The sequence below is a fragment of the Acetobacter orleanensis genome, assembly GCF_001581005.1.
Lineage (GTDB): Bacteria > Pseudomonadota > Alphaproteobacteria > Acetobacterales > Acetobacteraceae > Acetobacter > Acetobacter orleanensis.
In genome coordinates this window covers 1-13,116 of record NZ_LHZV01000056.1, presented here as the reverse complement: position 1 = coordinate 13,116, position 13,116 = coordinate 1, and the positions used below count along the sequence as shown (strand labels likewise).

At 53.6% G+C, this 13,116-nt stretch carries 14 protein-coding genes and 1 tRNA gene; 13 read left to right on the top strand and 2 right to left on the bottom strand.

Annotated features, from left to right (window positions below; all coding sequences use genetic code 11):
• Positions 1 to 4 precede the first annotated feature (4 nt).
• The 6 genes from AD949_RS05140 to AD949_RS05115 all read left to right on the top strand — a co-directional run bounded on the left by AD949_RS05140 (position 5) and on the right by AD949_RS05115 (position 4,535).
• A complete protein-coding gene (locus AD949_RS05140; RefSeq protein ID WP_052944591.1) occupies positions 5 to 1,117 on the top strand; it encodes an extracellular solute-binding protein in 1,113 nt (370 codons plus the stop codon).
• On the top strand, positions 1,114 to 1,572 hold the full coding sequence (locus AD949_RS05135; RefSeq protein ID WP_048836749.1) for a hypothetical protein: 459 nt from the start codon (positions 1,114 to 1,116) through the stop codon (positions 1,570 to 1,572). Before AD949_RS05140 ends, AD949_RS05135 begins: the two co-directional genes overlap by 4 nt.
• A gap of 28 nt (positions 1,573 to 1,600) precedes the next feature.
• Positions 1,601 to 2,125, top strand: coding sequence for a YcgN family cysteine cluster protein (locus AD949_RS05130; protein ID WP_048836750.1), 525 nt, complete (start codon positions 1,601 to 1,603; stop codon positions 2,123 to 2,125).
• A gap of 64 nt (positions 2,126 to 2,189) precedes the next feature.
• On the top strand, positions 2,190 to 2,882 hold the full coding sequence (locus AD949_RS05125) for a M48 family metallopeptidase (protein ID WP_048836751.1): 693 nt from the start codon (positions 2,190 to 2,192) through the stop codon (positions 2,880 to 2,882).
• 104 nt (positions 2,883 to 2,986) lie between these two features.
• A tRNA-Leu gene (locus AD949_RS05120) sits at positions 2,987 to 3,072 on the top strand.
• An 89-nt stretch (positions 3,073 to 3,161) separates the two neighbouring features.
• Positions 3,162 to 4,535, top strand: a complete 1,374-nt coding sequence (locus tag AD949_RS05115) for a DUF6538 domain-containing protein (RefSeq protein WP_061504640.1) — start codon at positions 3,162 to 3,164, stop codon at positions 4,533 to 4,535.
• Between the two features lie 206 nt (positions 4,536 to 4,741).
• Here the strand turns inward: AD949_RS05115 and AD949_RS14730 are convergent, their stop codons facing one another.
• Both AD949_RS14730 and AD949_RS05110 read right to left on the bottom strand, forming a co-directional pair.
• Positions 4,742 to 4,939, bottom strand: coding sequence for a CPCC family cysteine-rich protein (locus AD949_RS14730; protein ID WP_209421687.1), 198 nt, complete (start codon positions 4,937 to 4,939; stop codon positions 4,742 to 4,744).
• 58 nt (positions 4,940 to 4,997) lie between these two features.
• Positions 4,998 to 5,531, bottom strand: coding sequence for a suppressor of fused domain protein (locus AD949_RS05110; protein ID WP_048836830.1), 534 nt, complete (start codon positions 5,529 to 5,531; stop codon positions 4,998 to 5,000).
• 394 nt (positions 5,532 to 5,925) lie between these two features.
• Between AD949_RS05110 and AD949_RS05105 the strand changes: the two genes are divergently transcribed.
• The 7 genes from AD949_RS05105 to AD949_RS05080 form a co-directional block, all read left to right on the top strand.
• A complete protein-coding gene (locus tag AD949_RS05105) occupies positions 5,926 to 7,533 on the top strand; it encodes a DUF6538 domain-containing protein (protein WP_048836913.1) in 1,608 nt (535 codons plus the stop codon).
• Between the two features lie 177 nt (positions 7,534 to 7,710).
• Complete coding sequence (locus AD949_RS13715; RefSeq protein ID WP_082064879.1) at positions 7,711 to 8,100, top strand: MobC family plasmid mobilization relaxosome protein; 390 nt, start codon at positions 7,711 to 7,713, stop codon at positions 8,098 to 8,100.
• Between the two features lie 19 nt (positions 8,101 to 8,119).
• Positions 8,120 to 9,856 carry a hypothetical protein gene (locus tag AD949_RS14515; protein ID WP_244463455.1) on the top strand — a complete coding sequence of 579 codons (1,737 nt, stop codon included), beginning with the start codon at positions 8,120 to 8,122 and terminating at the stop codon, positions 9,854 to 9,856.
• A 125-nt stretch (positions 9,857 to 9,981) separates the two neighbouring features.
• On the top strand, positions 9,982 to 11,595 hold the full coding sequence (locus AD949_RS05095) for a class I SAM-dependent DNA methyltransferase (protein WP_048836912.1): 1,614 nt from the start codon (positions 9,982 to 9,984) through the stop codon (positions 11,593 to 11,595).
• Positions 11,595 to 11,996 carry a nucleotidyltransferase substrate binding protein gene (locus tag AD949_RS05090; protein WP_048836911.1) on the top strand — a complete coding sequence of 134 codons (402 nt, stop codon included), beginning with the start codon at positions 11,595 to 11,597 and terminating at the stop codon, positions 11,994 to 11,996. The genes AD949_RS05095 and AD949_RS05090 overlap by 1 nt, the downstream gene beginning before the upstream one ends.
• A complete protein-coding gene (locus AD949_RS05085) occupies positions 11,993 to 12,298 on the top strand; it encodes a nucleotidyltransferase family protein (RefSeq protein WP_048836910.1) in 306 nt (101 codons plus the stop codon). The genes AD949_RS05090 and AD949_RS05085 overlap by 4 nt, the downstream gene beginning before the upstream one ends.
• A partial coding sequence (locus tag AD949_RS05080; RefSeq protein WP_211259975.1) for a restriction endonuclease subunit S occupies positions 12,291 to 13,116 on the top strand: 826 nt, incomplete at its 3' end. The genes AD949_RS05085 and AD949_RS05080, both read left to right, overlap by 8 nt.

Sequence of the window (13,116 nt, the reverse complement as noted above, 5' to 3'; positions counted from 1 at the left end):
CCGCATGAGGCTACCCCTGTCCTTTCTTTTGTTCCGCAACGTATCCCCCCAAACGACCCCTCGCATCCCTGCGCGGCGCGCTTCTACCCTGCCTACCTTTTTCCGGCATGGGCTGACCGTTTTCGTTCTGGGCAGTCTGGCGCTCCCTGCTTTTTCGCAGGCTGAGGCGCGCTCGGTGCGTCGTATTCATCGGACTGTGGTGCAACCGGTACGAATTCTCACGTTCGGTGGCGCCATTGCGGCAGTCCAGCAGAAAGTGCTGTTCACGCCTTACGCGCACCTTATCCAACATCCGCTTGTCCCGTCTTCATGGGATGGTGAAATCGAGTCTCTGCGCAAACAGGAAACCGAATCTCCTCGCCGCTGGGCGGCGGTGATGATGGAAACCAGTTCCCTGCAAGTCAGTTGTTCACTGGGCCTGCTGGTGCGGGACCCGGCGGACTCCTCCACCAATAGTTGCGGCCAGTCCTCCGCTTCCATCGATTTCGCCATGGCGTGGGACCGCTCCCGTTTTGACACCCCGCCAGACTGGTCTGACTTCTGGGATGTTGCGCGTCATCCGGGCCGCCGAAGCCTGCGCCGGGACCCCCGTACTACGCTGGAAATCGCCCTGCTGGCCGACGGCGTTGCCCCCGACGCACTCTATCGGGTGCTCAACACGCAGGATGGTGTGGACCGCGCCTTCCGCAAGCTAGACCAGCTCCGCCCCTATATTGTCTGGTGGTCCACACCGGAAGAAGCTGCGCGTATTCTTAAAAGTGGGGGCGCGCTGATGGGCAGCGTGCCTACTGGCGAAATCCTCAGCGCCACACCCGCAGAGCGGGACCGCTTCGGCCTCTACTGGTCACAGCGCCTTGAGGTCAATTACGCATGGGGCGTGCCCAAAACCTCCGCACAGGAAAATACTGCGCTCGCTCTGACAGCATGGCTGGAACACTCCACGCAGAAGCAGGCTTTTGCCAACGCGTGGCCGTCTCTGCCGTCTTTGTCGGAAATCAACGCCAGTTCTCCCGATAGCCGCCATTTCCTCCCCCCTATCGCGGTAAATGACACGTTCTGGAGCGCCCACCTCCCCACTTTGTCCGCGCGCTTTGCACACTGGGCCGAAAATCGGTGAGTTTTTCTTCGAGCAGCCTGCTACCGTTTCTAATCACGCACACCCTGTTCATGGCCGTCACCGGGATTTTTCTGGCAGCCTGTGTGCTTTTTGCAGCCCTTTCAACACGTCAGGGGAGTCGGCTTTATACGCTGCTGCTTCTGGTTCTGCTCCCTGCGACAGCCCTTGCCGTCACCTTGCCGCTCATGCTGCCAGCTAGCCGCGCATCCCTGCTCCTTCCCGTCCTTCAGGGCGTGCTGATCGGACCGGCGATTTCCCTCGCTCCGCTGCGCCACCTCAAAGATGCACCCTCCACATGGGGACGCACCGCACAGGAGCTAGGGGCAACATCCTGCACCCGCCTACGTCTGCTCTGGCTCCCTCTTCTGGGTCGCTCTCTCACTGCCAGTCTGTGTCTGGCGCTTGCTCTCAGCCTACTGGGCACATTGGGAATTAACAAAGTTCCTCTTTCCTGAGCCCTTCTACCGGTTTATCCTGCACGGCATGACTTCGCCCTCATCCCCAGCCCCTTTTTGGGAAACCACCCCACTTCAGGACATGACCACCGCAGAATGGGAATCCCTGTGCGATGGCTGCGGTCGTTGCTGCCTGCATAAACTGCGTGACGAAGACACGGACGCAATCCACTACACAACCGTCGCCTGCCGCTTGCTGGATGTTTCCACCTGCCGCTGCACGGATTACCCCCAACGCCACAAAAAAGTGCAGGATTGCATTACACTGACGCCGGAGATGGTGCCCGAACTGGACTGGCTTCCGCCTGACTGCGCCTACCGCCGCCTGTCAGAAGGACGTTCTCTACCCACATGGCATCCGCTTATTACCGGCACACAGGAGAGCGTTATTGAGTCTGGTGCTTCTGCCGCAGGCCGCTGCATTAGCGAACGGCAAGCAGGCGCACTGGAAAACTATCTTGTTGCATGGCCCGGCATGCCGACCAGAAAACCTAAAAAATCCAGAACACAGCAGCGACCGTCTATTCGCCACGTCCGTGCCGACACCCCTTAAAAGACCGATCCCCTTACCAGACCGGGGCGCGTCCTCAGCCCCGCGCTCCGGCCTTACGCGCCTTATGCCAGAGCTGATTGAACTGGCCCCCGACTGCAGGGTGCCTGTTCTCTGGAAACTCTCAAACCGGGCCAAGCGACTTTCTCTTCGGATTGACCCTCGCAAAAAGGTCGTTACGGCCACACTCCCTCCCGGCATCTCCCCTGAACAGGCCGTAAAATTTCTCAAAGCTCAGATTGGATGGATTACAAAACGTCTGGCGTCACTGGACCAAGCCCCAGCTTTCCTGCCGGGGCGCCAGATTCCTCTGGAGGGAAAGCTGCATACTATTACGCATCAGCCCGCAGCGCGGGGTGGCGTCTGGATAGAAGCAGACCAGATTATTGTCAGCGGCGCAGAAGACTTTATCAGCAGACGTCTTACTGATTTTTTGAAAAATCGCGCACGCCTGATTTTGGGACAGGAACTCCGCGCACAAGCCCAAACATCTGGCCTGAGCCCCACACGGCTCGACATCAGAGATACCTCCAGCCGCTGGGGAAGCTGCTCATCCTCTGGCCGCATTATGCTATCATGGAGACTGATCATGGCCCCCGCACCAATCAGACATTACCTGATAGCACATGAACTGGCCCACTTACGCCACATGAACCATAGTCCGTCTTTCTGGGCACTGGTGAACCAGCTTACCCCCCACCGACGCTACGCCGAGGCATGGCTCAAACAACACGGTTCAACCCTCTTGGGCGCACGCTAACACGTAAACACACCACAGAACCCCTTGCCGCCACAGCCCAACATGCTAAAACCCGCCATAATGCAGCAAAACGCCCTGCACCACTGGCACACCGCCAGCCTTATGCGAACTTGGCGGAATGGTAGACGCAGGAGACTTAAAATCTCCAGCCTGTAAAGGCGTGCGGGTTCGAGTCCCGCAGTTCGCACCACAGACAGCTGAAATAGCACGATTTTTCGGTTGAATGAGGGGCAAAGGCTGTCTTTGCTCCATCGTCCTTCCCCACTGAGGGAAGATTTTATGCTCCGAGTTAGAGGCACTACCTACCACTTCCGCCGTATCGTTCCTCCTGCCCTGCGAGCAGCCTTAAACCGGCGGGAAATCTGGGTTTCCCTGAAAACAGGCTACCAGAATGAAGCCCGCAAACGTGCTTCACTCCTCCATGCCAGAACCACAGAACTGTTCTCTCAGGCCCATTCTGTTCTGGCTGAGCCAGACGCTTTAAGCCGACTTGAGGGACTGCGAGTTTCACTGCGGGATTTACAGAGCGTGAACCTGCCTTCATCTGCTCAGGAAACGGGGTCGATGCCAGTTTCAGCACTGGTGCCCAAACCCCGAACAGTGAAGAAAGCCCCCCAACCCGCCAAGGCTACTCCCCTTATGCTCTCGGGTGCCTTAAAACGCTTCGTGCTGGATAATCCTCATGCCAGCACCGACACCAAGAAAGCCACCCAGCGGGCCATAGACCTTTTTCTGCAAGCGTTTGGCGATGCCCCTGTGTCCATCATAGGGGGCGAGAAGGCCGGAGTCTTCCGTGACCTGCTATTTTCCCTTCCCGCATCGCTGGGCAAACGTAAAAGCAGTCTTACCCTTGAGGAAGAGGCTCAGAGGGCCAGAGAGGAAACTCTGCCAACATTGAGTGGCAAGAGCGTCAAAAACCATATGATGCGCCTCTCTGCCCTCTGGAATCAGTTACACCAAAGGGAATTGGTCACACGTAACCCGTGGACAGGCTGGAATTTCGAGAATGGGCAAAAGACCGTCAGGAGAAGCTGGACAGCTAAAGAATTGGCCCTCTTGGCCTCTGCGTCATGGCATAGTACTTCGGTGCCAGAAGAGACTTTCAGGCTTGTCACTCTGATAGCAGGCTACTCAGGCATGAGGCTGGGTGAAATCTGCACCCTGCGCAAAGAGGACGTCCAGACTGTTGACGGTATCCCCTGCTTTCTTATCCGACCCCATAGCGAAACCGGCTGGGCACCCAAAACGGAAGCAGGCACTCGTATGGTGCCAGTCCATTTAAAGCTGATTGAAGCCGGTATTCTGGCTCTTAAGGATACCACTGACGGCCCATACCTCATCCCCGGTCTGGAAACCTCGAAACAGGGTGTCAGGGGCGCAGCATTGGGACGGGCTTTCTCATCGCTTAAAACCCGGATTGGCCTACCAGCAGAAATCACATTTCACTCGTTCCGGCACACAGTCTCAACCCAACTCAGAAACGCAGATGCCAACATCAGAGAGGTATGGATAGACCGCCTGCTGGGTCATGAAGCAACCCACAAAAGTCAGGGCACCACAACCTACCTGACCGGCATATCGACAGCCAATTTGCAGCAAACCATAGAGGCCATAAGCTACCCGGAAACAGCCTTCAAAAAGGGAACGATTTAAAAGGGAGCCAGCAGTGTCAAATGGCTACCCAAGGTAGCATTCAACATCTGGCAAGGGGGAGTTCCTCCCCCGTTGACCCCCTCCAAAGATTTTTTCAATTCGTACTTCAAAATTTCCAGTATCTTATCGAAAATGAACTTCATTGAAGTGGCTATTCCTATACGACTAAATATATAAGAGAAAATTCTATTACTCGCTCTCCAACCCTATTTTTTGTCCATCCACTTCTGATTAGCTTGGTTCAAACTTATTGGATTTGCTCCTCCCACATAATCTGGGTCACTGGCTTGCAGAGGGTCATCTTCCCAATTGCAAATTGGACATATTTCGTATTCCCCAAGAACTGAAATTACAGTCACCCCACAACACGGGCACGGCAGTAAGCCACTCGATTTTTTCTCCAACAGTATAGATTCCTTCTAATAACAGAACGCTTTACTTGATACACTTTCAGAAATTAAATTAGGAACGATAGGGGTTATGTAAATTAATATTCTGAATATTCCAGTAATTTTCCAAGTGAGTCCAGCCCTCATTTTCAAGTATATCTTTCTCAAATTTTGTTATTGGAACAACCCAAACCGGAACAATATCAATTTCACTCAGGCTATCATCAAATTTTTTACTTCTATAGAATGGATATGTAAAATATATTCCACACAAGTTATCATTGGACCATATATGATCACTTTCTTTTGGAAACGAAATATAACTTCCCCGCTTAGGCGGAAATAATTTAGTATCCACTAATTTTTTCAAAAAATAATCCATCATAGAAGCAGCTTGTTCTGAAGGGAAATCTTGTTCAAACTCCATGATCCATTCAAATTTATTGTCATTATTATCCATATTACTCAAACCCAATGTACTAATAAACGACAATCCATCTTTCCCTTGGTATTTTATAATTTGTACTTTCCGAGACAATATGCTGTTCATTGAAGCATCAATTTCTCCAAATTCCCTTTCTAAAACATTGGGCAAATATTTTTTCACACTGTTTTCCTCAAAATAATAAATTATTAATTGAATTCATATTCTTAACATTATCTAAAAAACATCCTGATAGAAATTTTTCTCTTTGTTAAAATCATAAAATCTTCTTACGTGCCCAATCTATGAAAATAACGGCTGATTTACCAAATATTTATCGATATCTTGACTGCCCCACGGGTTTGCCCGCAAAGTGAACCCGCAGTCACCATGTGAAGGATGATTTCTTCTGAAATTATCGTTCTGTTTCAATGGGTTGCTTTGTTGGTTACGACAGAGAAGAGCGGGTTCGAGTCCCGCAGTTCGCACCACTAACCCTTTGAAATATAACAGTAAAATGAGAATTTGGCGGGTCTGCGGGATTTTCCCGTTTGTCTTCCCAGACTGGGAAACGCAGATGCTCCGACTCATCGGCTCTCACTACCACTTCCGCCGGGCTGTGCCCGTTGCCGTTCAGGCCCGACTGGGCCGAACCGAAATTTCTCTCTCTTTGCAGACTCAGAGTAAGCTGGTGGCCCGTGAACGGGCAGCAGCCCTTTACGCCCGAACCGGCGCACTTTTTGAGAAGGCAAAGACGATGGAGACTGACCTGTCACGCGAGGACCTGATTGCCCTGCTAACCGAACAGGGCAAAATCATCGCGGAACAGGAAGAACTCCTTACCCTTGCCGATGATGCCTTCCGGGCTGAAAAACGCGCCCTGCAAGCCGATCACGCCATGACCCTGATGGATCAGGTGCAGAAGGAAGGCGCTTTCATCTCTTTTGCCACAGAGTCACTCAAGGCACTGGAAGCACGGCTTCAAAGCATGATGCAGAAAGTCTTTACAGACAGCGCCGTAAGCAAAAAAGAAAAGGACATGCTGCGCGAGCAGATCAAAAGCCTTTCCACTCTGATTATCGATCTGGGCAAACATCGCCCCGCTGCCCCGGTAGATGCTCCAGCCGGAAGCCCGGTTGAGGATGAACAGCCCAAAGTCCGCAAGCCAACCTCTCCGCCTCTCTCTACGATGGCTGAAAAATTTGTCTTTGCTGACAAGGACAAGAGCGAGGACACCAAGAAAGCCACGCGCAAGACCGTGGACCTCTTTATTGAAGCCTTTGGCGACATGCCGGTGAAGCAGATCACGGGTACGGTTGCTGGGGAATTTTTCGACCTGCTCTCTGACCTTCCTGCCACTCATGGCAAAGGAAGAACCGGCCTTCCCATCCGTGAAGCCGTTGCTCAGGCCCGTGAACGTGGGCAGGAAACGGTCAGCGGGAAAACAGTGAAAAACCATTTCTCCCGTCTGTCCGCCTTGTGGATGCATCTTGTGCAACGAGAAATGGCCGACCGGAATCCATGGGCTGGATGGGATTTCAACATCACAAAGAAGATCGTACGGCGAGGCTGGACAGATGATGAACTGACACTGCTTGCCCATACCCCATGGAATGGCACATCGGTTTCCCGCACCACATGGGCGGGGATCATCAGTATCGGCATGTTTACGGGGATGCGGTTAGGCGAAATCTGCAATCTGAGAAAACAGGATATAGAAATTATTGAAGGCATTCCGTGCTTTCATGTTCGTCCTCACCCGGAAGATCACTGGTCACCAAAGACGTCAGCAGGCACACGGATCATCCCCATTCACTCGCACCTGCTCGCCATGGAAGGGTTCGACTTACTCCAGAATACCGGGGAGCATTACCTGTTCCCTGACCTCACGGTTTCATCGACAGGTGAGCGCGGGGACAACTTTGCTCGAGCTTTCTCGAAGCACAAAAAGCGCATTGGCATCCCGGAAGATGTGACGTTCCATTCCTTCCGCCATACGGTTTCCACCCGGCTACGCAATCAGGAAGCCCATATCCGCGAACTCTGGATTGATACCGTGCTTGGGCATGAAGCCAGCCATAAATCGCAGGGAACGATGAATTACACCAGCGCTATCGACGTCTCAAACCTTCAACAAGTCATTGAAGCCCTGCGCTACCCAGCAGAGTGCATCATTCCTTATTGAAAGGCTTATTCTCGCCATCTCGTTTGCATAAAAAGAAAGTTCGGAAATCAGGCATCTAAATAGGTTACCCTTACAGGGAGCCAGCAGTGTCAAATGGCTACCCAAGGGTAGCATTCGACAAGCTGGCAAGGGGGAGAAATCTCCCCCGTTAACCCCCTCTTTAAGGAAAACCTTGTTATGCCGATTGCCCGAACTTCCCGCCTTTCCGTCCGTGCATCACCCGATGAACTGGTGCGCTGGAACCATATCGCCAGCACTCATGGCCATGCCACAACTGCCCACTGGATACGCTCCCTCCTAACCAGTGCGGAACTGGCCGGGCATGATGGACCACACGTTCCCGATGAACTACGTGGGATACGTCATCAGCTTTCCCGTGTCGGGAATAACCTCAACCAGCTTGCTCATTCTGCCAACTGTGACGATGTGGTGCATTGCGGGACTGTGCTGAACGAGATTGAGAAGCTGATCCAGCATCTTGACCACCTTCTCCCCCACTCACGGAGAAACCACCATGGCAGGTCTGCCCGTCGCAGGTGCGACAGGCCAGCACTGATCCTGCACTGACTGTTTGTGGTCATGCCCCATGATCGTCAAAGAAAGCCGGATCAGAACAAAAAGTGGCGCGGGTGCTTTGTCCCGCCATGTGCTGCATGGTGCAAAGAATGAAGCCATCCGGGTTTTGGCGGGGTCGGACTGGCTCATGCGTGACCATGTGCGCGAAGCCAGACGGGAGGGGCTGACATACGGTCTGCGCCATATCGCTTTCAATCCAGACGAGGCCATGAGCGATAACCAGCTTTCGGACTTTGCCCGTCACCTGTGTGAAGAACTCCATGCCGACCCGGAACACCTCACACTTGTCATCCACCAGAAAGACGGCAGCACACACGGGCACCTGATCCTGCCCGAATGGCAGGGCAACCATGTTCTGGAAAGCAGGTTCACATGGATGCGCCTGGAGAAAGTCGCACGGCTGGAGGAAATCCGGCTTGGTCATACTCTCGTGCCCGGAAGGCATGACAAAGCTATTGCCAAGGCCCTATGCCGAGAAGGCCATCATCAGGCAGCTGAACAGGTCACAGCCTTGATCCCTGTTTCTGACAGCGCCAAACCGCGCGCCGCCTACACATCGCAGGCCCGACGGATCACGGAACGACAGGGGCTTGACCTCCCGGCGATGAAAAAACTGGTCAGCACCCTCTGGTCACAATCGGACGGGTTAAAATCATTCCGGGCGGCGCTGGCGGAACATGACCTGACTATGCGGGAAGGTGATCGAAAAGAAACACGCCCCGGCGCTCATATCATTGAAAAGAACGATGGAACACTCATTGGTAGCTTTACCCGGCTGACAAAAGTGCGCATGGCGGAATTCCGAAAGCTTCTGGCAAAAGAACAATCAGCAGAACACGAAAAGTCGAAACTGGATATCAGAAGCACCCGTGTTCCCGTCCGCATAACATCAGAGAATGACCAGACCGAAATACTCTCCGCCCCCGACACCTCACCTGCCCCCAACAGGAGTCCAAAACGTATCCGCCTACCACGCAGGAATAAAGCGATTGACGCACTCAGGCGCAGGCAGATGGAGGATGTGGACAGGCCAGCCGTCGTGCCACACATTCCTCCGAAACCACTGTATCCGCTGATCCTCAGCGCCGAAGAAGCCCGTCTCCGTCGTCGGATCAGGCAGGCCATTCAGGACCAGCAGGCTATCCTTGACCAGAGAGCGCCAGAAGCGGACTGGGCACCTCTGAAGAGGGAAGAAATGCTCGCAAAATGGCGAAAAGCCCTCACACCCTACCAGAAGCAACTACGTAGCAGCTTTGTACGTTACCATCGTGCCAAAAAAGAGTGGAAACAAGCGAAAGAAAGCCGCTGGCAACGCATGACCGGACGAGCCGGGAAACTGGAAAAAGTCTGCCAGCAGCTTTTGCTCGAATTCCTCGAAATCCTGCGGTTTGTTATACAGGCGTTGCTGCATATTGTCGGGTTGCGCTCAACACCGCCAGAACCTGTCCGGTCTATCCTGACAGAACAGGATAGACCTGTCCTTGAAGAATTCAGGAAACAGTATGATGCTGAATTTTCCGCTCCGGCTGATCCGGAAAAACTTGAACCATGGCTCCAGCATCGTTTTGACCGGCTGGTAAAGGCCAGAACAGACCGTATCAGACAATGGGACAAGGCCCACCAAGCTGAAAAAGAGCGGGCAAAGCAGGAGATCGCCCGCCTGCGCTCAAAGCTATCTGTTCCAGAAGGCTTGAGGAACACCATGGCCATCGCCCCAACCCAACCGGCCATGGGACCATCACTATAAAATCCCGGTTCACCACTGGCACATGAGGCCAGACAGCCCTCCATCCCGCCATTGCCTCTCGACCAGATCGCCAGTTTCCGTCAAACTGGGGCATCTGAATTTTCTGAGAAACAAGGCTTTCTTTCATGCCACGCGGTCGCCCTCGCAAGAACCCTGATGCTGCCCCTGCTCCCAAGAAAACCACCAAGGCGAGCAAAACCAAGACAGCGAGTGCGACACTGGGCTTTGAACAGCAGATGTTTCTGGCGGCTGACAAGCTGCGCAAGAACCTTGAACCCTCAGACTACAAGCATGTGGCCCTTGGCCTGATCTTCCTGCGCTACATCTCCACCGCCTTTGAAGCCCGCCATGCTGAACTGATGCTGGATGACCCGGCAGCGGCGGAAGACCCGGACGAATATCTGGCTGAAAACATCTTCTGGGTGCCCGAGACCGCCCGCTGGTCTCACCTCAGAGACAACGCCCGTTCCCCCGGCATCGGCAAGATGATTGATGACGCCATGCTGGCCATCGAAAAGGCCAACCCGGACCAGCTCAAGGGGGTTCTTCCCAAGGATTACGGACGGCCTGCCCTTGATAGCGTGATGCTCGGGGAACTGATTGATCTGATCTCTGACATCGGCATGGGCGATACGGACGACAAGGCGCGGGACGTGCTGGGCCGGGTGTACGAATACTTCCTTGGCGGGTTTGCCGGAGCTGAAGGCAAGCGCGGGGGCGAGTTCTACACGCCTTCCAGCGTGGTGCGTACGCTGGTTTCCATGCTCGAACCCTATAAGGGCCGGGTCTATGACCCGTGCTGTGGCTCTGGTGGCATGTTCGTGCAGTCTGAGCGCTTTGTGGAAACCCATGGCGGCAAGCTGGGTGACATTGCCATTTACGGGCAGGAGAGCAACCACACCACATGGCGTCTGGCCCGCATGAACCTTGCCGTGCGGGGTATTGGCGCGGATATCCGCTGGAACAACGAAGGCAGCTTTCTGCGTGATGAACTGAAAGACCTGCGCTTTGACTATATTCTGGCCAACCCGCCCTTTAACGTGTCGGACTGGTGGAACGCGTCACTAGAGGAAGACCCACGCTGGCAGTATGGCAAGCCGCCAGCAGGCAATGCCAACTATGCTTGGCTCCAGCATATCCTGTGGCATCTGGTCCCTGACGGCACCGCTGGCGTGGTGCTGGCCAATGGCTCCATGTCCTCCAACCAGAACAGCGAAGGCGAAATTCGCCGCCGGATGGTGGAAGCCGATGTGGTGGACTGCATGGTGGCTCTGCCCGGTCAGCTTTTCTATTCCACCCAGATTCCGGCCTGCCTGTGGTTCCTCACCCGCACCAAAAAACAAAAAGGCTGGCGAGACCGGCGCGGAGAAATCCTGTTTATTGACGCTCGCAAGCTGGGCAAGCTTGTTGACCGCACTCGCCGGGAACTGACGGACGAGGACGTGGCCCGCATTGCCGACACCTATCACGCATGGCGTGGAGAAAAGAACGCGGGCACCTATGAGGATAGTCCGGGCTTCTGCAAATCCGCCACGCTGGACGAGGTGAAACAGCACGGCTTTGTTCTGACACCGGGCCGCTATGTGGGGGCTGAGGAGGCCGAGGAAGACCGTGTGCCATTTACCGAACGCTTCGCTGCCCTTGAAAAGACCCTGAAAGAACAGTTTGCGCAGGGTGAAGAACTGAACGCGAAAATTACCGCCTCCCTGAAGCTGATCGTGCAGAAGGAAAGCGTGTAATGCTGTATCTCACCCCACTGGAACGCGCGCTCAACCGATTAAAGGAAGGCTGGACACGCCACCTTGCCCAACCCGACGACGAACAGTTGCGGGACGGCCTAATCCAGCGTTTCGAGTTTACCTATGAACTCAGCCACAAAACCCTGAAGCGCTTTCTGGAAGCCAATTCTGCCTCCCCCGAGGACTATGACCGCATGGGCTTTCCGGACATGATCCGCTCCGCCAACGAGGCCGCACTGCTCAAAAGCGCATGGCCCCAGTGGAGCGTGTTCCGTAAAATGCGTAACCTGACCAGCCATACTTACAACGAAATGACGGCCAAACAGGTTGTGGCCACCATTCCGGACTTTATCGCAGAAGCCGAGTTTCTGCTGGCCACGCTGAAAGAGCGCACGGCGTGACAGGGCAGATCGACATAACGCCCGAAGAGCGGGCTATCGTGCTGCGAATACTCAACGAGATTGTGCCCGACCGTGAAGTGCGGGCTTTTGGTTCGCGTGTCACGGGCAAGGCCAAGCCGTTTTCTGACCTTGATCTGGCGATTATGGGTGATGAACCTTTGCCTTTGAAGACGCGAGCACGGTTGGAAGAAGCCTTCTCTAACTCTAACCTGCCGTGGAAAGTGGATGTGCTAGATTGGGCACAGACAGATATGACATTCCAAAACATAATTCATAGCTCAGGCATCGTATTTCATGACTGATTGGCACGACGATATACTTGAAAATTGCCTCGAAATTTTATTAGATTACCGAGGCAAGAGCCCTCCAAAAGCGTCTGTAGGAATACCTGTTCTTTCTGCGAAAGTCGTGAAAACTAGCGGACTTCTGCAACCTATCGAACAAAAAATTGCTTTCGATTATTACGCAAAATGGATGGTGCGTGGATTACCTCATGTCGGGGATGTTGTGATGACAACAGAGGGACCGATGGGAGAAGTCATCCAACTAACAGAAGAAACTGTTCAATATGCTTTGGGCCAACGTATAGTTTGTTTACGTGGAAAAAGCGGCATCCTCGATAACACATTTTTACGCTACCTATTATCTTCTCCGTCACAGCAAAATATTCTTGAAGGCTATTCGACAGGTACAACCGTACCGGGCATCAGTCAAAAAGCTCTTAGGTCTCTTCCTATTTCCTATCCTCCTTTTGATACGCAAAGACAAATCGGGACTTTACTATCTTCTCTCGACGACAAAATAGACCTCAACCGCCGGACGAACGAAACGCTGGAAGCCATGGCGCGAGCGTTGTTTCGGGACTGGTTTGTCGATTTTGGCCCGACACGGGCAAAAATGGCCGGAGAAGCCCCTTACCTCTCCCCAGAACTGTGGGAGCTATTTCCCGCTATGCTGGATAATGAGGGGAAGCCCGAGGGGTGGCATATTTCATCCATCGGTGATGAAACTGATATTGTCGGTGGATCAACTCCGAGCACCAGCAATCCAATTTTCTGGAATGGTGACCATTACTGGGCCACACCTAAGAGCCTGTTTGGAAATTCGCTGAAGTGTGATT

What these genes read in the sequence shown, in the direction of transcription:
- AD949_RS05140 (WP_052944591.1), top strand. Translation starts at nt 5, where the DNA reads ATGAGGCTACCCCTGTCCTTTCTTTTGTTCCGCAACGTATCCCCCCAA.
- AD949_RS05130 (WP_048836750.1), top strand. Translation starts at nt 1,601, where the DNA reads ATGACTTCGCCCTCATCCCCAGCCCCTTTTTGGGAAACCACCCCACTT.
- AD949_RS05125 (WP_048836751.1), top strand. Translation starts at nt 2,190, where the DNA reads ATGCCAGAGCTGATTGAACTGGCCCCCGACTGCAGGGTGCCTGTTCTC.
- AD949_RS05115 (WP_061504640.1), top strand. Translation starts at nt 3,162, where the DNA reads ATGCTCCGAGTTAGAGGCACTACCTACCACTTCCGCCGTATCGTTCCT.
- AD949_RS05105 (WP_048836913.1), top strand. Translation starts at nt 5,926, where the DNA reads ATGCTCCGACTCATCGGCTCTCACTACCACTTCCGCCGGGCTGTGCCC.
- AD949_RS13715 (WP_082064879.1), top strand. Translation starts at nt 7,711, where the DNA reads ATGCCGATTGCCCGAACTTCCCGCCTTTCCGTCCGTGCATCACCCGAT.
- AD949_RS14515 (WP_244463455.1), top strand. Translation starts at nt 8,120, where the DNA reads ATGATCGTCAAAGAAAGCCGGATCAGAACAAAAAGTGGCGCGGGTGCT.
- AD949_RS05095 (WP_048836912.1), top strand. Translation starts at nt 9,982, where the DNA reads ATGCCACGCGGTCGCCCTCGCAAGAACCCTGATGCTGCCCCTGCTCCC.
- AD949_RS05090 (WP_048836911.1), top strand. Translation starts at nt 11,595, where the DNA reads ATGCTGTATCTCACCCCACTGGAACGCGCGCTCAACCGATTAAAGGAA.